The following is an 18,049-nucleotide window of genomic DNA, read 5'->3' as shown; positions in this document are numbered from 1 at the left end:
GCAGTTCAATGTGGGTATGGTTAGGTTTCAGACGGCCTTTAAGATAAAGGCCGTCTGAAAACTCATCAATAAACGCGTTTGGCCGGTTTGATGTATTCCACGCTCAAAGGCTTGGTATGTACCGGTTTGTAAGACAAAGTATTGGTATCTGAATGATACAGGGTATGTTTCATCCAGTTTTCGTCATCGCGCTCAGGATGGTCGTCTGAAGCGTGTGCGCCACGCGATTCTTTACGCGCTTCGGCGGACACCAAAGTCGCTTTCGCTACTTCAATCAAATTATCCAATTCCAAAGCTTCGATACGCGCGGTATTCCACACTTTGCTCTTGTCTTTGATTTCAGTACGTTTCACGCGCTCGGCAATCTCCATGATTTCTCGAACGCCTTTGCTCAGAATCTCATCGGTACGGAACACACCGGCGTGCAGTTGTACGGAGCGTTGCAGTTCGCGACGCAATGCATCAACGTTTTCGCCGCCAGTTTGATTATCCAAACGCTCGATACGTTGGCGGGTCAATTCACCGGCATTAGCAGGCAGAGGTTTCCAGTCGCTTTGCTCTTTGATGAATTTAATCATGCTGTCGCCGGCAGCTTTACCGAATACCACCAAGTCCAACAGGGAGTTGGTACCCAAGCGGTTCGCACCGTGTACGGAAGCACATGCGCACTCACCTGCCGCATACAGACCTTTTACAGGCACTTCATAATCTTCACCTTGCGGAACAACAACTTCGCCATGGTAGTTAGTCGGAATACCGCCCATCATATAGTGGGTAGTCGGCACAACAGGAATCGGGTCTTTAATCGGGTCAATACCGGCAAACTGAATGGAAATCTCGCGGATGCCCGGCAGTTTTTCCATAATTTTTTCTGCACCGATATGGTCGATTTTCAGCAATACATGGTCTTTGTTTTTACCACAGCCGCGACCTTCGTAAATTTCCATCGCCATCGCACGGGAAACCACGTCACGGGAAGCCAAGTCTTTTACGGTTGGTGCGTAACGTTCCATAAAGCGTTCGCCGTCGGCATTCAACAGAATACCGCCCTCACCACGCACACCCTCAGTAATCAATACACCGGCACCGGCTACACCAGTCGGGTGGAATTGCCAGAATTCCATGTCTTCCAACGGAATACCTGCACGGGCACAAATACCCAAACCGTCACCGGTATTCATATAAGCATTGGTAGAAGAAGCATAAATACGACCGCCACCACCGGTAGCAAACATCACAGCTTTAGCGTGGAAAATATAAACTTCGCCGGTTTCCATTTCCATGGCGGTTACACCGACTACGTCGCCGTTTTCATCACGAATCAAATCTTGCGCTGTCCATTCCACAAAGAATTGTGTATTGGCACGGACGTTTTGTTGGTACAAAGTATGCAACATCGCATGACCGGTACGGTCAGCAACAGCACATGCACGTTCTACCGCGCGTTTACCGTGTTCTGCAGTATGACCACCGAAAGGACGTTGGTAGATTTTGCCACTTTCCACACGGTCAAAAGGCATACCCATGTGTTCCAACTCAATTACAGCTTCAGGCGCTGCGCGACACATAAACTCAATCGCATCTTGGTCGCCCAACCAGTCGGAACCTTTTACGGTATCGTACATATGCCAATCCCAACGGTCTTCCTGCACATTACCCAATGAAGCAGAAATACCACCTTGAGCCGCTACAGTATGAGAACGGGTTGGGAAGACTTTAGACAAAACAGCACAATTCAGGCCGGATTTAGACAATTGGAGGGCTGCGCGTAAACCTGCACCACCACCGCCAACAATCACGGCATCAAACTTGCGAACAGGAAAACCCATATTTACCCCCAAATTACTTTAACTGAATACACCAAGCAGCCTACCAACCAAACGATGGTGGCAACTTGTAAAAACAAACGCACGCCGAAAGGCTTAATGTAGTCCATCCACAAATCACGGATACCTACCCATGCATGCAGGAATACGGCCAAGAAGCTCACTTGGGTAAACACCTTCACCCAAGTTTGATCAAAAAATGCCTGCCATGCCGAATATTCTTTAGGCAACGTAAACAAAACAACCAAAAGAACCACGGTGTACACCAGCATGATGACCGCAGTTGCACGTTGCATTGCCCAATCGCGCAAACCGTAATGCGCACCTGTCAATTTACGTTCTACCATAACAAAGCTCCCAAAACGACGGTCAGAATCAAAGCAGAAGCAAATACAACTTTAGCAGTAGTACGGGCAGTATTTAATTCCAGGCCTTTATGCACATCCAAAAACAGAAAGCGGATACCGGCAAAAAAGTGGTGCAGATATGCCCACAACAGACCGATAAGGATCAGCTTCACAAACGGATTGGAAATAGCAGAACGATATGCTTCAAACGACGCTTCGCGATCCAGCGTTCCAGAGAAGAAATACAAGAGAACAGGCAGCATCACAAATAAGCCGACGCCGCTGATACGGTGAAGAATAGATACAATCCCCGGTATGGGCAATCGGATATTCGGAATTTCCAAAAATACCGGGCGTGATTTGGCGGACATGGTCAGTTCCTCTAGATTTATTATCAGCTCAAAACCTATAGCTCAGCACTACAATAAGCTACATAAACCATAATTTACCTGTTTTATCTCATTTTGAACAGTGCAATTTATGAATGCTCTAATGATTTTTACCAAAAGACTAATAAAATCAAACAATCATTCTTAGATTTTTTTTTTTGCGTGGCTAGCCTTTTTTGTTACTTTCCTGCAATTAAGCCATCTCCCCATCAAAGCACTTACAATAACATCATTATGATTTGAGAATCGTATCTATTGCGAGATAAATTCTCACTCTTGATACCTAATCTTTACAAAGGCATAAGCCATTTTTAACTTATTACTATTGCATTATTACTACTACTCTTACATAGTTATACATTCAAAGACATTTCATCTATCCCTAGATGGACTAAAATACAGCACAACACCAACAATGTTTCCATACCTTATAAGGAAGCTGCATCATGACACACTCCCCTCATCAAAACACACCCGATCCGGAAGACTACATCCCCTCCTTCCGCCGTCGAAACTTGGACACATCCGGTTTTATGAAAAAACTCGGACGCTTTGCCGGCCGCCTGGGCAAACCTGTCGTCCGACAGCTTTATGTACTTTATTACCTTTGGGAATCCGAACACACGCCCAAACGGGCTAAAATGATTATTGTCGGCGCACTGGTTTATTTCCTCAGCCCTATCGACAGCATTCCCGACCTTCTGATTCCATTTGGCTTCAGCGATGACATTGCCGTCATTGCGCTGGTTTATTCTCAGATGAAAAACTATCTGACCGAAGATATTCAAGAAAAAGCCCGTCAAGCGGCTGACAAGTTGTTTGGTTCTTAATTGGATACAATTCGACTACACATATATAAATACAAAAAGAAGGCCGTCTGAATATTCAGACGGCCTTCTCAGTTTATGACTTTTTTATTTCAAAGGCTGCATACCCATAACTTCCATCAGGAAATTGGTAAACGCAGGATTGCTTGGCTTGGTATCCATGTTCTTCCAACGTTGCTGCCAACCGCGCAAAGCACCTTGAATGTACTGTTTGGATTGCTCGGTAGTAATTTCACCACGTTGGCTGTCAACGGCAGAACGCAGATAAACTTCGTACATACTGTCATCGACGGAGTTGCGTCCCACTTGTTGGATACGGAAGCGGTTCAAATATTGGGCAGCCTGGACTTTGGTCAGACTACCTTGGCTCACTTGGGTACTCAAGCGACGTGCTTCATCATGAATCTTGGAAACATCTGCCCAATGCGAAGGAGCCAAATGATAACCGGTAGCTGAAACTTGTGAATCAGCCTTAGGTTTCTTGACGTTGGTTGGTCGAACTGGCACTTCTTTCAATGTTGGAACATAAATCGATTCACAACCGGCAAGTGCCGCCACAGCAAGGATAGGAAGAATGTATTTTTTCATAATGCGCATTATAAGCATGATTCGTTGAAGAAACCAACTTTTGAATAACGGTATTCAAAGCTCATTAACTGAATTACAACAGATTTCATATGATATCTCAAGCCCATACGCAAAAAAGGCCGTCTGAAAACGGCCTTTTAACAACAATCCTATATTATGCCAAATCGGCAAACAGAGGCGTAGAAAGATAGCGTTCGCCATACGATGGCAACAAGACAACAATCAGCTTGCCTTCGTTTTCAGGTTTTTTAGCCAGTTGCAATGCGCTCCATACCGCAGCACCGGAAGAAATACCTACCAAAATGCCTTCTTTTTCAGCCATAGCGCGCGCAGTTTCAAACGCTGCTTCGTTAGGTACTTTGACAATGCTGTCGTAAATAGCCGTATTCAAAACACTGGGGATAAAGCCTGCGCCCAAACCTTGAATCGGATGCGGGCCTTTTTCGCCACCACTCAATACCGGAGAAGCTTCAGGCTCGACGGCCACGATTTGAACTTCGGGTTTGTATTTTTTCAACACTTCGCCCACACCGGTAATCGTACCGCCCGTACCCACACCGGCCACGAAAATATCCACTTTACCGTCTGTATCGCGCCAAATCTCTTCGGCAGTGGTTTTACGGTGAACTTCAGGATTGGCCTCATTATCAAATTGGCGCGGCATGAAATAAGTGCCCGGATGTTCGTCCACTAAAGATTGGGCTTTGGCAATAGCGCCTGCCATGCCTTCGGCAGCAGGAGTCAAAATCAATTCAGCACCAAACGCACGCAGCAGCATTTTGCGTTCTTTACTCATGCTTTCAGGCATAGTGATGGCCAATTTATAACCGCGGGCCGCGCACACCATGGCCAAACCGATACCGGTATTGCCACTGGTTGCCTCAACGATAACGGTATCTTTATTGATTTTACCGGCTTGCTCGGCCGCTTCAATCATAGATTCGGCAATACGGTCTTTCACGCTGCTACCCGGATTGAAAAATTCAAGTTTAACGGCAATTTGCGCTTTCAAACCTTCGGTCAGACGGTTTAATTTCACCAGAGGTGTGTTGCCGATCAGCTCGGTAATATTATTTGCAATTTTCATTTCCTGCTCCTGATTTAGATGTAATACAGCCTGCATATTAAACTCAGGCCGTCTGAAAAACCAATATCGAAAATTTCTTTCTTTATAACTTTTGGTTCAAGCGCGGTCAATATCCACTGCGCTCAAAAATCAATGCAACGGCAACCACAGCCTGCATCACGACGGCAACCATCCAGCCTGCCCACATCTGCCGCATACTGAAAAGAGAGGCAGACTGCTTGCAAACAACCACACGGTGCAGATAAAACACCAGCATCAACACGCCCTGCAAGACAAACCAATAAATCGGTTTCAAGGCATAAATTTTCAACAAGGCCACCCATGCAAAAACCGAGCCTGCCAGCGGCAAGATGAAATAAACCACGCCTGCCAAGAAAACAAAAGCCAAAGTCATGACGACATTGGAAACCGCAAATAAGGTCAAACCGGCATATTCGCCTGCCGACCAAAACTTTTTGTCTTCCGTTTTACTGCAGTCATCAATAAAGAAGAAAATACTGGCAATTGTCAGATAAAAATGAGGGATGAACAAAGGGCCCGTATGCGTAAAACCCCACATCCCGGGCAAAAAGCGTGCGCCCAGTGCCGAAATCCCCAGCCACAATAACACCGTAGCCCAAAGCCATTGAAACCGCTGTGCGCGAAAAATAAATGCCAACGATACCGCAGCATACGCGACGGCAAACCAAAAATCCAAAGAAACCATCATGAATACTGCAACTCGCCTTCAAAAACGGTTTCAGCAGGGCCGGTCATTTGCACATCGCCGCCTTCTTCCCAACTGATAAACAATTCGCCGCCAGGCAAAGTAACACGCACAGGCACACCCGCTTTCAGCAAGCCATTGCGCACGCCGGCCACCACGGCCGCACACGCTCCAGTGCCGCAAGCCTGAGTTTCCCCCACCCCACGTTCAAACACGCGCAGGCGAACTGACAATTCATCTTCGACCTGCAAAAAGCCGACATTGACCCGTTCAGGGAACTGCTCGTGCGATTCAATAGTGCTGCCCCAATGCTCCACCGGTGCGGTTTCAACATTATCAACCAAAATTACTGCATGAGGATTACCCATATTCACACAGCTTACCGGTACAGACTCCAAACCGACCAAGACAATATGTGTCAACGCATCTTCATTTTCACCATGTGCAGGCACAAACGGAATTTCAGACGGCATGAAACGCGGTTTACCCATATTGACGGTAACCAAACCGTTATCCAACAGCTTCGGCACAATAATCCCTTTGGCCGTTTCGACCAAAATTTCCGTTTTATCCGTCAAACCCTTATCCGCGACAAAACGCGCAAAACAACGCGCTCCATTGCCGCACTGCTCTACTTCCCGACCATCGGCATTGAAAATGCGGTACCGAAAATCGACCGCATCAGAAGAAGGCTTCTCCACTACCAAAAACTGATCAAAACCCACGCCGCGATAGCGGTCTGCCCATTGGGCAAGCGGCGCAGCCAACGGATCAAAGTCCTGCTCGATGGCATTGACCACCATAAAATCATTGCCCAAGCCGTGCATCTTCGTAAATTTCAAAGTTTTCATTATTCATTCACATTCTTATTAAATCATTATTTCGGCACATTCTACACCAGAATGATATATTCGTTTCTATCTTGTTTTTCAGACGGCCTTGCGCCCTTTTACCAATACTAACACCAGCCATCCCGCAAAAATACTATACTTCCCACATTACAAACATTTCTTATTACAAGGATACACATTATGAAAAAAGTTCTCTTACCAGCCCTTTTGGCAGCTTTACTCAGCGCATGTACAGTCGGCACGCCAGGTGTTTCCGTCGGCTTAGGCGTCGGCACCAGCATCGGCCGCCATGTCGGCCTGGGCACATCCATCAACATCCCTGTTGGCTTGGACAAAACCACCAAAGGCACGGATTCGGACGGCATCCGTATCTCAGAAGAACAAATCGTGACCTATTTCGATGCACACGGCACACCCAGCAACAGTGCAGTCAAAGGCGGCTTCCATCGCCAACTGATCAGCAAACGTAACAACGAATATGTCGTCCAAGACTTTTACAGCGACAACAGCCAAAAACGCACCGATCCCTATGTCCTCAGCCGCAACCAACTGATGCAGTTCCGCGCCACGCCAAGCAACGGCTCGCTGACCACTTACGCCTACAACGGCACCGTGATGCAGCAGCAAGTGTTCCAAAATGGCAAATTGGTTAACGCCAAATACTAAAGGCCGTCTGAAACAGCTGGGAAGCATGTGAAACTTGATTACAAAATATTTTTAACATTCAAACATTTGAAATATTTTGCACCATTTTCTTGAAAATATGGATTGACACATTTTTTCCAGCCATTATAATACGCCCCATTCCCCGATAGCTCAGTCGGTAGAGCGACGGACTGTTAATCCGCAGGTCCCTGGTTCGAGCCCAGGTCGGGGAGCCAAATTTAAAAAGCCTGAACTTCTGTTCAGGCTTTTTTACATCAATAAGGAACGATTGTTCTTTCCCAAAGAAAGCCCATGAGTCCTCATAATAAAAAAGGCCGTCTGAAACCCAAATCTGGCTTCAGACGGCCTTTTATTTATTTTTAAATCAACGGAAGAAATCGCCCATACCGGCAGGCAGGCCTTGGGTGAATGCACCCATGGTTTTGTTGGTGGTTTCTTCGGCTTTTTCAGAAGCGGCATTAATGGCGGCCAATACCAAATCTTCCAGCATTTCTTTGTCGTCAGCGGCTTCTTGAATCAAATCAGGGCTGATTTCAAGTTTGCGGACAACATGCGAACACGTCATCACAACTTTCACCAAACCATTGCCTGCTTCACCTTCAACTTCGGTTTCAGCCAGCTTGGCTTGTGCCTTTTTCATGTTTTCCTGCATTTGTTGAGCCTGTTTCATCAGGCCGCCTAATCCGGCTTTTCCGAACATGTTTTACTCCTATGGGTTTGAATAAATGGGTTTCACTCATGCCGTCTGAAAAACGCTATTGCCTTTCAGACGGCCTTGTATATCAGTATTTTAAGAATGTCCTGCCAACTCTAAAGAATCCGGCAGCCATTGCGCTTCAAAGGTTTGCAAGATTTTCTGCGCCGTTGTATCCGCTTCCAGCAAATCTTGCGCCTGCTGCCGCCCTTCTTCTTGAATACGTTTGCGGCGCATCACCGGCGTTTCCCAGCCTTTATCATCCTGCCAAGGCTCAGTTTGCAGCCTTAAATTGCCAAGATGGTAAGCCTCGCTCAACGTCTGGCAGATTTTGTCCAAGCGCTCTTTATTGGCAGTAGCTTTGGCCTCATCCGTCAACGACAGCATGATTAAACCTGCTTCCGCATCATAACTCGTCCATGCCGCATTTTGCGCTAACATCTGCGCCGCGCCTAATTTACGGGCAAAGCGTTCGATAATGCTGTGCCAATTCTCAGTTTTAAACTCAGGCAAAGGAGCGAACTGAAGCTCTTCTTCATCTCCCTCCTCTTCTTCAGACACAACCGGCTGTGGTACTTCCATCACATCAGCATGATGCGAATCTTCATATGTATATGCTTCATCAAAATACGGAGGCGGAATTTCCTCATCCATGTGCGGATATTCTTCCAGCTCAGGGGCCGTCTGAACTTTTGCAACAGGCAATGGCTCCGCAGCTTCTTGCTTCTGCGCCGCTTGAATTTGAGGCGGCTCAGCCGATACTTGGCTCGGCATGTCTTCCCAAGGCGGTACATCCGTCTGTTGTTGAGCAGACTGAATAGTTTCTTCAGACGGCCTTTCAACGATATCCTGTTTGGTCGGAACAGCCTCTTTCTCAACCACCGGTGCTGCTATCGGTTCAGATTTCGGCAGCTGAAAAGGCTTTTTTTCGGCCTCAGCTTTCTGATGGTCGGAATGCAAATCCGTGTGTTCAATCTGACTTTGCGTATCGCAACCCGAAGCAGCCAACGGCGCAAATGCAAGTATGCGCAAAAGCGTCATGACAAAACCGGCATACTCGTCCGGAGCCAGCGGCAAATCCTGTTTACCATGAATAGCACATTGATAATAAAGCTGAACCTGCTCGCCACTCAAAGCCTGACTTAATCGCAGCAAAGTTTCACGCTCAGGGTCGTCATTTGCCAAGGCAGAAGGAATGGTTTGAATCAAAGCCAAACGTTGCAACAACATAGCCAATTCTGCCAAGGCGCTGTCAAAACCAATCGCTCTGGCGGACATTTCCTGAGCCTTTTCCAGCAAGGCCTCACCGTTTTGATTGATGATTCCTTCAAGCAATTCAAACAAATATTGTTTATCGACCGCTCCGATCATCTGGCGGACATCTTGTTCGGCAACTTTACCCGAACCCATGGCAATCGCCTGATCCAAAAGGCTCAACGCATCGCGCATCGAACCGGCGGCGGCACGTCCCAAAAGCTGCAAAGCCTGCGGCTGATAAGGAACGTTTTCACGGTCCAAGACATGTGCCAAATGCTCGGCAACCTGTTGGGTTGTCATGTTGCGCAAAACAAACTGCAAACAGCGGCTCAATACGGTAATGGGGACTTTATGCGGATCGGTGGTCGCCAAAATGAATTTAACGTGTTCAGGCGGTTCTTCCAAAGTCTTCAGCATGGCATTGAACGCGCTTTTGGAAAGCATATGCACTTCGTCGATGATATAGACTTTGTATTTACCCGCAGTCGGTGCGTATTGCGCATTTTCCAATACTTCGCGGATATTATCGATGCCGGTATTCGATGCCGCGTCGATTTCCAATAAGTCCACATAACGGCCGCTGTCGATTTGCGTACAGCTTTCACACTGACCGCACGGCTCGCCATGCACGGCATTTTCGCAGTTCAAGCTCTTGGCCAAAATCCTGGCAATCGTGGTCTTGCCCACACCGCGCGTCCCTGTCAGCAGATAGGCATGGTGCAGACGGCCTTCGTCCAGCGCGTTGCGCAGGGCTTTGACGACGTGTTCCTGACCGACCAAATCGGCAAAGGTTTTCGGACGCCATTTTCGTGCAAGAACTTGATAAGCCATGTTGTTTCTCTACGGGAAATAAATCGGAAGGCCGTCTGAAAAGAATTATCCGCTCTTCAGACGGCCTCAGAAAATGGCATATATTCTAGCATTTTTTTGATTTTTATTAAGGATTTTCTATCAAGCTGGCAGCGACAGCATGTCATCGCAATGTTAGAATGCCACACAAATGATAAACAATTTGAAGCTAAAATCATTATGCCTGAAATCATACTACGCAACCAATCAGCCACTATGCAAGTCAATACAATGGGCGGATATATTGACTCCCTGATTCTAAAAGGACGGGAAGTCTTGTTTCCGAAAACCAGCGTCCACGTGGGCGATGATACAAAATTACGCGGCGGCATGCACGTCTGCTTACCCCAATTCGGACCGGACAGCAAAAATCATCTAGCTCAACATGGTTTCGGCAGAACTTCAGACTGGGAAATCCGCCATCAAAATGAATCGGATATCGGCTTGAAATTAATCAGCACAGAAAAAGGCTATGAACACGTCGAATGGTTGCTTGATTACAGTCTGCCTAACGAAAATGAAGCCATCGCCATCCTAACTGTCTGCAATTACGGCGAATCGCCCGTCCGCACGTCTCCGGGATTCCACCCCTACTTTACCGCCGCAGGTACACAATTTGATTTCAACGGCGCGCCATACGATGCCGACTATATCTCCCATACCGAATTTGTTTCCTCCGACCAGGATGCACACGTTGCATTTAACGGCTTGAAACTGGATATCCGCACCCACAATCTGCCTGTGTATGCCCTCTGGAGCGATAGAAACGGCCAATATACTTGTGCAGAACCAACCGCAGAAGGCAATGCGTTTTTATCCCCTGCAAAAGGCGGACAGTTTGTTTCAGGGCACAGCAAAAAACGTTACGCCATGAAAATCAAACTGATGGCTTAAAATGTTCTGTAAAAGCCCCAAATACTTAAAAACCACCCAAATGGGTGGTTTTCTTATGGCTTACAGGCCATTGTTATTGATTGCATTCGCAATATCGCGTACCGCTGTTACATACATGCGGCTGTGGTTGTATTGCCATACAGTGTAGAAGTTATTCAGGCCCAAATAGTATTCAAATACGCCCGGGCTGGTTTCCAAAGCATACAATACAGCCTTTTCATTATCCGCAACAGCAGCTTGAGGCACGACACCCAAAGCTTTGAAATCTGCGACAGTGCGCGTCAAGGCAGTTTTCTCATCGATAATCGCCTGCAAGTGCGGAGTAATCGTCAGACTTACCGGCACAACCATCTTACCGCCGGTCTGCCAGCCATGCTGTTTCATATAATTGGCGACAGAAGCCGCCACATCGCCGACATTATTCCAAATATCGCGATGACCATCACCATCATAGTCCACCGCCCATTTACGGTAGCTTGAAGGCATAAATTGCGGCATACCCATCGCACCGGCATAGCTGCCTTTGAAGTCAAAGATATTTTCTTTTTCTTCTTTTGCCATCTGCAAAAGTTCGCTCAACTCGTTTTGGAAGAACTCGGCACGGCGTGGATAATCAAAGGCCAATGTACTCAAGGCATCGGCAACGCGGAAGCTACCCGTATTTTTGCCGTAATTGGTTTCGATACCGAGAATCGCCACAATCAATTCGGCAGGTACGCCGTATTTGCGTGCCACATCATCGATTACGGCACGGTTTGCCGCATAGAATTGTCTGCCGCCGTTAAATTTGGCTGCACCAGAGTTACCGGTGCGGAATTCATACCAAGGACGCGAAGTGCTTGGGCGGTACATAATGGTAATAATGTTGCCTTTATACACCACGCCATTAAAGAAATTGCGCAACTCTTCCGCACTGAAACGGCGGTTTTTTACTTCATATTGGATAAACTGCTGAACATTGACGTTCTCATTAAAACCGCTGCTGGCAACAGATTCAGCCGCTGCATCAAATACAGGGCGTTTTGCAGAAGAAACAGGCTCAACAGGTTTCGCTGTATCGACAGCAGGCTTTTGCGGGGTACTACATGAAGCTAGAGCCAAAGCAGCCAGACCCATCCCAAAGATTTTGATTTTATTCATAAATAATCTCTTTATTAAATACTATGATAAATCCGAATACGAAAGAATATTCGTCCAACACATCATCTCTCTATGCCAACTGCCATCTTTTTAATCAGCCAAAAAATATAGAAACTCGGTACCTATTTGCTTCGACTCAAGCACATAGACAAGGCCGTCTGAAATCCAAGGAAACCCTTGATTTTCAGACGGCCTTGAATGAATCAATTACTCAGCGGCTGCAACAACAGCAACGGTAATTTTAGCAACAGCGTCAGTGTGCAGAGCCACTTCAACTTCGTATTCGCCAACAGCTTTCAATGGGCCGTTAGGCAGACGTACGTTTGCTTTAGCAGCTTGGATACCGGCAGCAACAATTGCTTCAGCGATGTCAGCATTGGTAACAGAGCCGAACAGACGACCATCAACACCGGCTTTTTGAGCAACAGTAATGGTTTGGCCTTCCAGTTTTTCTTGACGTGCTTTAGCATCAGCCAAGATTTCAGCTTGTTTGGCTTCCAATTCAGCGCGGCGTGCTTCGAATTCTTTCATGTTGGCTTCGGTTGCACGTTTTGCTTTACCGGCAGGGATCAGGAAGTTGCGTGCGTAACCGTTTTTAACGGTTACGATGTCACCCAAGTTACCCAGACCGCCGATTTTTTCTAACAGAATAATTTGCATGATTTAAACTCCAAAATTATTTGTGTTGATCGGTGTAAGGCAACAGAGCCAGGAAACGGGCACGTTTCACAGCAGTAGCCAACTGACGTTGGTAGTGTGCTTTAGTACCAGTAATGCGGGCAGGGATGATTTTGCCGTTTTCAGAGATGAAGTCTTTCAACAAATCAACTTGTTTGTAATCAACTTCTTGGATTTTTTCAGCCGTAAAGCGGCAGAATTTTCTACGTTTGAATGATTGACGAGCCATTGTCGTTTAACCTTTATATTCTTTAATGTTCTGTATGCGTAGTACCGGCTTGGGGAAGCGTTGGCTACGTTGCGCCAAAAAACCTTCCGACTCGATGACGGCATCTTGCCGATACTGCCATTCCTCAGCCTGCTTACCTAAAATCCGCGCAGGAATTTCAAATTTGACCAGACATTTCTGTCCGTTTTCTTCCTGCCAAGATTCATGTTGCAACACAATATCTAAAACAGGAATTCCTGCCGGCGTATATCTCAAAGGCTGAACCTGCAAGATACGGGCGGTAAGCTTAATCAGATTGTCCAATCTTATTCGGCTGCTGCAACTTCTTCAGCTGCACCGTTCAGCAAGTTTTTTGCTTTTTCGCCGCCCAGCATTGGGGAAGCTTCAGTTACAGCGTGTTTTGTTTTGATGGTCAGGTGACGCAGTACGGCATCATTGAAGCGGAAAGCAGTTTCCAACTCTTCAACCACTTCAGGAGTAGTTTCGATATTCATCAAAACATAGTGTGCTTTGTGGATTTTGTTGATTGGGTAAGCCAATTGACGACGGCCCCAGTCTTCCAAACGGTGGATTTTACCGCTGGCTTCAGTAATCATGGTTTTGTAACGCTCAACCATAGCAGGCACTTGCTCGCTTTGATCAGGATGAACGATAAACACGATCTCGTAATGACGCATGTTATCTCCTTATGGATGATTAAAAACAGCCTTTCACCATGCGAAGTAAAAGGCAAGGCAAAGAGGCTGAATTTTATCCGCATTTCTTAAAAAATACAAGTCCGGATTCAAAATCCACTTTCTTTTCAATCAAAAAACAACATTAGGCCTTATGGTTATTTCCTAGCAATCCACTCAACTATCTGCCAAAAATCTGCTAAAATCTGCCCCATCCTAATAAATACAGCATCAAAAGGCACACAATCATGGCTCTTTTGCAGATTTCAGAACCCGGCATGTCCGCCGCCCCCCATCAACACCGCCTCGCCGTAGGCATTGATTTAGGCACAACCAACAGCTTGGTTGCCACCGTCCGCAGCGGCAGCGCAGTCTGCCTGCCCGATTCAGACGGCCGCGCCACCCTGCCTTCAGTTGTCCGTTATTTGGATGGCGAAGTTGAAGTCGGCAAAAACGCCCTTTCCGCCCAAAAAACCGATCCGCTAAATACCATCAGCTCTGCCAAACGCCTGATCGGCCGCACCCTTACCGACCTCGCACAAGAGGCGCAATACCTGCCCTATCGATTTACACCCAATGAGCGCGTGGTCGAGTTAAACACCCGTCAAGGTGCAAAAACGCCTATCGAAGTATCGGCAGAAATCCTCAAAGCCCTCAAATCGCGTGCTGAAGAAACATTAGGCGGAGATTTGGTCGGTGCCGTCATTACCGTACCCGCCTATTTTGACGATGCCCAACGTCAAGCCACCAAAGATGCCGCACGCTTGGCAGGCTTAAATGTATTACGCCTCCTCAACGAGCCGACTGCCGCCGCAATCGCCTACGGACTGGATAACGCATCAGAAGGCACGTTTGTCGTTTATGACTTGGGCGGCGGCACATTCGACGTATCCGTATTGCAACTGACCAAAGGCCTGTTTGAAGTGAAAGCCACCGGCGGCAACAGCGCATTGGGCGGCGACGATTTCGATCATCGTTTGTTCTGCTACCTGCTCGAACAAAACGACCTCTCCAAACTCAACGAACAAGACAGCCAACTTCTGCTTTCCCTTGTTCGTACCGCAAAAGAAAAACTGACCACTCAAACCGAAGCCGTCATCGAAACCACACTTTCAGACGGCCATAAAATTCATACCGTCATTACCCGCCAAGAGTTTCACAACCTGACCCAAAATCTGGTACAAAAAACCATCGAACCCGTCAAACAGGCTTTGAAAGATGCCGGCGTAACCAAGGCCGATGTCAAGGGCGTGATTATGGTCGGCGGCTCTACCCGTATGCTGCATGTCCAACAAGCGGTCGCCACCTTCTTCGGACAAACTCCGCTGAACAATCTCAACCCTGACGAAGTGGTCGCACTCGGTGCCGCCATACAGGCAAATGTCCTTGCAGGTAACAAAACCGACGGCGAATGGCTGCTGCTTGACGTTACACCTTTGTCGCTTGGTCTGGAAACCTACGGCGGTCTTGCCGAAAAAATTATCCCGCGCAACTCCACCATTCCTACCGCGCGCGCGCAGGACTTTACCACTTTCAAAGACGGTCAAACTGCCATGACGATACACGTCGTTCAAGGCGAGCGCGAACTTGTTTCCGACTGCCGCAGCCTTGCCAAATTTACCCTGCGCGGTATTCCGCCCATGGCAGCAGGCGCAGCGCGTATCCGCGTGACCTTCCAAGTTGATGCCGACGGTTTGCTGTCCGTTTCTGCACAAGAGCAAAGCACCGGCGTACAGGCGCAAATCGAAGTTAAACCTTCCTACGGCTTAGACGACGGCACCATCACCCAAATGCTCAAAGACAGCATGAGCAACGCCGCCGAAGACATGGCCGCACGCGCACGCGCCGAAGCCGTAGTCGAAGCCGAAAGCCTGACCGACGCTGTCAACGCCGCCCTTGAGTTGGACAGCGATTTATTGGAAGCCGAAGAATTGCAACAGATTCAACAAGACATCGCCGCTTTGCAAGGCCGTCTGAAAGACGGCAAAGCCGAAGACATCCGTGCCGCCGTCGCCAAACTCAGCCACAGCACCGACAACTTCGCCGCCAAGCGCATGAACCGCAACATCCAACGTGCGCTGACAGGTCAAAGCGTTGATAATATTTGATGCCTAAACAGTTTCAGACGGCCTCGAAAGATACAAAGGTCGTCTATCTAATATCCAAAAACCGAAACGATTTCTTTTATGAGACTCTGGCATCAAACCCTTATTCCCCTACTCCCCCGCGCCCAGCTTTTGGGGCAACACCGTGAATGCGCCGCTTTACGCGGGGCGGGCTGGGGCAGGCCGCACGCGACGGTGAATTATGTCTTCATCCATTCGCCTTACAAGCTCTATCTGTATCACGCACTGATTATGGAAGAGATGGAAAAGCGCGGCTACAAGCCTGACGTTTTATGGAAAGACCCGCTATATCGCGGCAAAGTCGTTGCCCCATACCATTCGCACGCGACTGAAACAGCTACTTCGCCGATTTATGCCGAACATGATGATGCCTACTTGGACGAATGTCTGGAAAATTTAAGAAGTAAAGGCATCATGTTATAAACCCATTTTTCAGACGGCCTGAATATTGAATACCCAAGGCCGTCTGAAACCACATTAACCACAACCACTCTTAAACAACCGAGACAATAAAAATGCCAAAAATTACCGTACTCCCACACGCGACATTATGCCCCGAAGGCGCGGTTATCGAAGATGCACCGGAAGGCCAAACCGTCCTTGACGTACTGCTCGACCATGATATCGAAGTCGATCACGCCTGCGAAAAATCCTGCGCCTGTACCACCTGCCACGTGATTATCCGCAAAGGCTTCGACAGCTTGGAAGAACCGACCGAATTGGAAGAAGACCTGCTCGACCAGGCATGGGGCTTGGAAGCTGATTCACGCTTGAGCTGTCAGGCGGTGGTTGCCGATGAAGACTTGGTGGTCGAAATCCCCAAATACACCATCAACCACGCGCGTGAAGACCATTAAAACAAGGTTTAATGAAAAAGGCCGTCTGAAACCATGTGGTTATGGTTTCAGACGGCCTTTTGGTTACTTCCCAAACTATTCGATATGAGGAAAAATAAAACGCATACGGGAAATCTGCATGGCAGCCACTTTCTGAGTAGCAGAATAATTTTCGATTTTTTCTTGAATTCTGATTTGATGCAGATTGCCGTGATGCTTAGGAGCAGATTTTTGAGGCTCGCTTGTCGCCTGCAACTCTTGCTCTGTTTTCAACGCTTCCTCTGCCTCGATGGCCGAGAGTGCAGCCTCATCCCTTACCAAACCGAAACGCTCGATAATGGCATTGGCTTCATCTATATAATGAGATTTGTTTGCGCCATTTTCCAACACCGCATCTTCAAGCACGACCGACAAATGCTTGCCGCACTTTTCGATACGCTCTGCGATCCGCGAATAAACCATCCAACGTTTCAACCTCAATGCGCCTACATCGTCATTAGGTGAAGCGGCATCCAGTTTAATTAAGCCATAGTGCTTGCCGTAATACAGACGGAACACCAGCTGCTTCAAACCTTCTGTTTCGTCCAGCATCCGATAAAATTCGCGAACCAACAACAGCAAACGGTCAAATGCGCCTGCTTTAGACAGATACTCCGGATCATCGGAAGCAAGCGCGTAAATCAGTTTGGACAATTTGGCGTTGAGTGCGTTATTCATCTTTTTTCCTTTTATTTTTAAGCGATGGATTTTCTTAAGAGCTATTCCAAAAAATTTGGTTGCATAGCTAAATGTAAATTTTGCACGAAAACCAAATCATTCAAAACGGAATAGAAAGTGCAAAACAGCAGATTCAAAGAGAATATGCCGTAAGTTTTTAAGTGTTTTGCCGTATTTTAACGCAAATATGCTATTTTGTTAAAAAATAACATCATTATTTATCTGCCCATCTTCCGTAAAACAATCTGGCAGTCCGACTTCTTCTTGATTAAAATAATTACTAATAGCCCAAACCCAATAAAGGAACACATCATGAAATGGACAGATACCCAACGCATCGCCGAAGAACTCTACGACTTACACGGCGACAGCATCGATCCGAAAACCGTACGCTTTACCCAACTGCGTGATCTGATTATGGCTTTGCCTGAATTTGACGATGATCCTGCGCGTTGCGGCGAGCGTATTCTTGAAGCCGTGCAACAAGCATGGATAGATGAAGCAGAATAATCTTTACCCCCTTCCCTATCAAACAAGACCTCAGGCTGTTTTTTAGACGGCCTGAGGTCTTTATTAAATCTATTCATACAATTTCGGAAAATTTCGAAATTGACTCATACTGACCTCAAATTTATTATGCAGTCTGACAACAAATAAAAGATATGCAG

Annotated in this window: 22 protein-coding genes and 1 tRNA gene; 8 read left to right on the top strand and 15 right to left on the bottom strand. The window is 47.2% G+C overall.

Translation table 11 applies throughout. The annotated features are described in order from the left end of the window. Nucleotides 1–65: 65 nt before the first annotated feature. From sdhA to sdhC, 3 genes are read right to left on the bottom strand one after another with little or no spacing between them, the layout of a single operon-like run. Complete coding sequence (gene sdhA / locus ACTHSN_RS00195; RefSeq protein ID WP_070461322.1) at nucleotides 66–1,829, bottom strand: succinate dehydrogenase flavoprotein subunit; 1,764 nt, start codon at nucleotides 1,827–1,829, stop codon at nucleotides 66–68. Between the two features lie 2 nt (nucleotides 1,830–1,831). Further along, nucleotides 1,832–2,173 (bottom strand): succinate dehydrogenase, hydrophobic membrane anchor protein, encoded by a 342-nt coding sequence (gene sdhD / locus ACTHSN_RS00190; protein ID WP_004519264.1) that lies wholly within the window; start codon nucleotides 2,171–2,173, stop codon nucleotides 1,832–1,834. Further along, nucleotides 2,167–2,544, bottom strand: coding sequence for a succinate dehydrogenase, cytochrome b556 subunit (gene sdhC / locus ACTHSN_RS00185; RefSeq protein WP_004519263.1), 378 nt, complete (start codon nucleotides 2,542–2,544; stop codon nucleotides 2,167–2,169). Before sdhC ends, sdhD begins: the two co-directional genes overlap by 7 nt. A gap of 464 nt (nucleotides 2,545–3,008) precedes the next feature. Here sdhC and ACTHSN_RS00180 point away from each other — a divergent pair, with 464 nt between their 5' ends. Next, nucleotides 3,009–3,392, top strand: a complete 384-nt coding sequence (locus ACTHSN_RS00180) for a YkvA family protein (RefSeq protein ID WP_039861948.1) — start codon at nucleotides 3,009–3,011, stop codon at nucleotides 3,390–3,392. An 84-nt stretch (nucleotides 3,393–3,476) separates the two neighbouring features. Here the strand turns inward: ACTHSN_RS00180 and ACTHSN_RS00175 are convergent, their stop codons facing one another. The 4 genes from ACTHSN_RS00175 to dapF form a co-directional block, all read right to left on the bottom strand. Beyond that, nucleotides 3,477–3,977 (bottom strand): membrane lipoprotein lipid attachment site-containing protein, encoded by a 501-nt coding sequence (locus ACTHSN_RS00175; RefSeq protein WP_371444493.1) that lies wholly within the window; start codon nucleotides 3,975–3,977, stop codon nucleotides 3,477–3,479. A 154-nt stretch (nucleotides 3,978–4,131) separates the two neighbouring features. Further along, a complete protein-coding gene (gene cysK, locus ACTHSN_RS00170; protein WP_440364988.1) occupies nucleotides 4,132–5,064 on the bottom strand; it encodes a cysteine synthase A in 933 nt (310 codons plus the stop codon). A gap of 106 nt (nucleotides 5,065–5,170) precedes the next feature. After that, the gene (locus tag ACTHSN_RS00165) at nucleotides 5,171–5,773 is read right to left on the bottom strand and encodes a hypothetical protein (protein WP_440364987.1); all 603 of its coding nucleotides are present in this window, start codon (nucleotides 5,771–5,773) and stop codon (nucleotides 5,171–5,173) included. Next, nucleotides 5,770–6,621 carry a diaminopimelate epimerase gene (gene dapF / locus ACTHSN_RS00160; protein WP_440364986.1) on the bottom strand — a complete coding sequence of 284 codons (852 nt, stop codon included), beginning with the start codon at nucleotides 6,619–6,621 and terminating at the stop codon, nucleotides 5,770–5,772. Before dapF ends, ACTHSN_RS00165 begins: the two co-directional genes overlap by 4 nt. Before the next feature lie 180 nt (nucleotides 6,622–6,801). On the opposite strand from dapF, the gene ACTHSN_RS00155 reads away from it, so the two are divergent. After that, complete coding sequence (locus ACTHSN_RS00155; protein WP_293194735.1) at nucleotides 6,802–7,287, top strand: NemA protein; 486 nt, start codon at nucleotides 6,802–6,804, stop codon at nucleotides 7,285–7,287. 139 nt (nucleotides 7,288–7,426) lie between these two features. Then, nucleotides 7,427–7,502 (top strand) — tRNA-Asn (locus ACTHSN_RS00150). 149 nt (nucleotides 7,503–7,651) lie between these two features. Here the strand turns inward: ACTHSN_RS00150 and ACTHSN_RS00145 are convergent. Beyond that, a complete protein-coding gene (locus tag ACTHSN_RS00145; RefSeq protein WP_003678854.1) occupies nucleotides 7,652–7,987 on the bottom strand; it encodes a YbaB/EbfC family nucleoid-associated protein in 336 nt (111 codons plus the stop codon). Nucleotides 7,988–8,077: 90 nt separating this feature from the next. Next, nucleotides 8,078–10,069 (bottom strand): DNA polymerase III subunit gamma/tau, encoded by a 1,992-nt coding sequence (gene dnaX / locus ACTHSN_RS00140; protein WP_107792444.1) that lies wholly within the window; start codon nucleotides 10,067–10,069, stop codon nucleotides 8,078–8,080. A gap of 198 nt (nucleotides 10,070–10,267) precedes the next feature. Between dnaX and ACTHSN_RS00135 the strand changes: the two genes are divergently transcribed. Further along, the gene (locus tag ACTHSN_RS00135; RefSeq protein WP_070461503.1) at nucleotides 10,268–10,981 is read left to right on the top strand and encodes an aldose epimerase family protein; all 714 of its coding nucleotides are present in this window, start codon (nucleotides 10,268–10,270) and stop codon (nucleotides 10,979–10,981) included. Nucleotides 10,982–11,041: 60 nt separating this feature from the next. On the opposite strand, the gene mltB is transcribed toward ACTHSN_RS00135, so the two are convergent. From mltB to rpsF, 5 genes are all read right to left on the bottom strand, one after another. Next, nucleotides 11,042–12,121: a lytic murein transglycosylase B gene (gene mltB, locus ACTHSN_RS00130; protein ID WP_070461317.1), complete on the bottom strand. Its 1,080-nt coding sequence runs from the start codon at nucleotides 12,119–12,121 to the stop codon at nucleotides 11,042–11,044. A gap of 207 nt (nucleotides 12,122–12,328) precedes the next feature. After that, entirely contained in the window at nucleotides 12,329–12,781 is a 453-nt protein-coding gene (rplI, locus tag ACTHSN_RS00125; protein ID WP_003678862.1) for a 50S ribosomal protein L9, read from the bottom strand. A gap of 16 nt (nucleotides 12,782–12,797) precedes the next feature. After that, a complete protein-coding gene (gene rpsR / locus ACTHSN_RS00120) occupies nucleotides 12,798–13,028 on the bottom strand; it encodes a 30S ribosomal protein S18 (RefSeq protein ID WP_003678863.1) in 231 nt (76 codons plus the stop codon). A 6-nt stretch (nucleotides 13,029–13,034) separates the two neighbouring features. After that, nucleotides 13,035–13,337, bottom strand: coding sequence for a primosomal replication protein N (gene priB / locus ACTHSN_RS00115; protein ID WP_440365025.1), 303 nt, complete (start codon nucleotides 13,335–13,337; stop codon nucleotides 13,035–13,037). Further along, complete coding sequence (rpsF, locus tag ACTHSN_RS00110; RefSeq protein WP_003686150.1) at nucleotides 13,334–13,705, bottom strand: 30S ribosomal protein S6; 372 nt, start codon at nucleotides 13,703–13,705, stop codon at nucleotides 13,334–13,336. Before rpsF ends, priB begins: the two co-directional genes overlap by 4 nt. 245 nt (nucleotides 13,706–13,950) lie before the next feature. On the opposite strand from rpsF, the gene hscA reads away from it, so the two are divergent. The 3 genes from hscA (at nucleotide 13,951) to fdx (ending at nucleotide 16,685) form a co-directional block, all read left to right on the top strand. Further along, nucleotides 13,951–15,810, top strand: a complete 1,860-nt coding sequence (hscA, locus tag ACTHSN_RS00105) for a Fe-S protein assembly chaperone HscA (RefSeq protein ID WP_440364985.1) — start codon at nucleotides 13,951–13,953, stop codon at nucleotides 15,808–15,810. A 78-nt stretch (nucleotides 15,811–15,888) separates the two neighbouring features. Next, complete coding sequence (locus tag ACTHSN_RS00100; protein ID WP_440364984.1) at nucleotides 15,889–16,251, top strand: TIGR02328 family protein; 363 nt, start codon at nucleotides 15,889–15,891, stop codon at nucleotides 16,249–16,251. Nucleotides 16,252–16,343: 92 nt separating this feature from the next. Further along, a complete protein-coding gene (fdx, locus tag ACTHSN_RS00095) occupies nucleotides 16,344–16,685 on the top strand; it encodes an ISC system 2Fe-2S type ferredoxin (protein WP_003686005.1) in 342 nt (113 codons plus the stop codon). Nucleotides 16,686–16,760: 75 nt separating this feature from the next. Here the strand turns inward: fdx and ACTHSN_RS00090 are convergent, their stop codons facing one another. Continuing rightward, on the bottom strand, nucleotides 16,761–17,381 hold the full coding sequence (locus tag ACTHSN_RS00090) for a hypothetical protein (RefSeq protein ID WP_440364983.1): 621 nt from the start codon (nucleotides 17,379–17,381) through the stop codon (nucleotides 16,761–16,763). A 312-nt stretch (nucleotides 17,382–17,693) separates the two neighbouring features. Between ACTHSN_RS00090 and iscX the strand changes: the two genes are divergently transcribed. Further along, complete coding sequence (gene iscX, locus ACTHSN_RS00085; RefSeq protein WP_003682097.1) at nucleotides 17,694–17,891, top strand: Fe-S cluster assembly protein IscX; 198 nt, start codon at nucleotides 17,694–17,696, stop codon at nucleotides 17,889–17,891. The last annotated feature ends 158 nt before the right edge of the window (nucleotides 17,892–18,049 follow it).

It is taken from the genome of Neisseria sp. P0009.S010 (assembly GCF_051958545.1).
Classification (GTDB): Bacteria; Pseudomonadota; Gammaproteobacteria; order Burkholderiales; family Neisseriaceae; genus Neisseria; species Neisseria subflava_A.
Note: the sequence above shows the minus strand (reverse complement) of the source record. Positions and strands in the feature narration are given on the sequence as shown.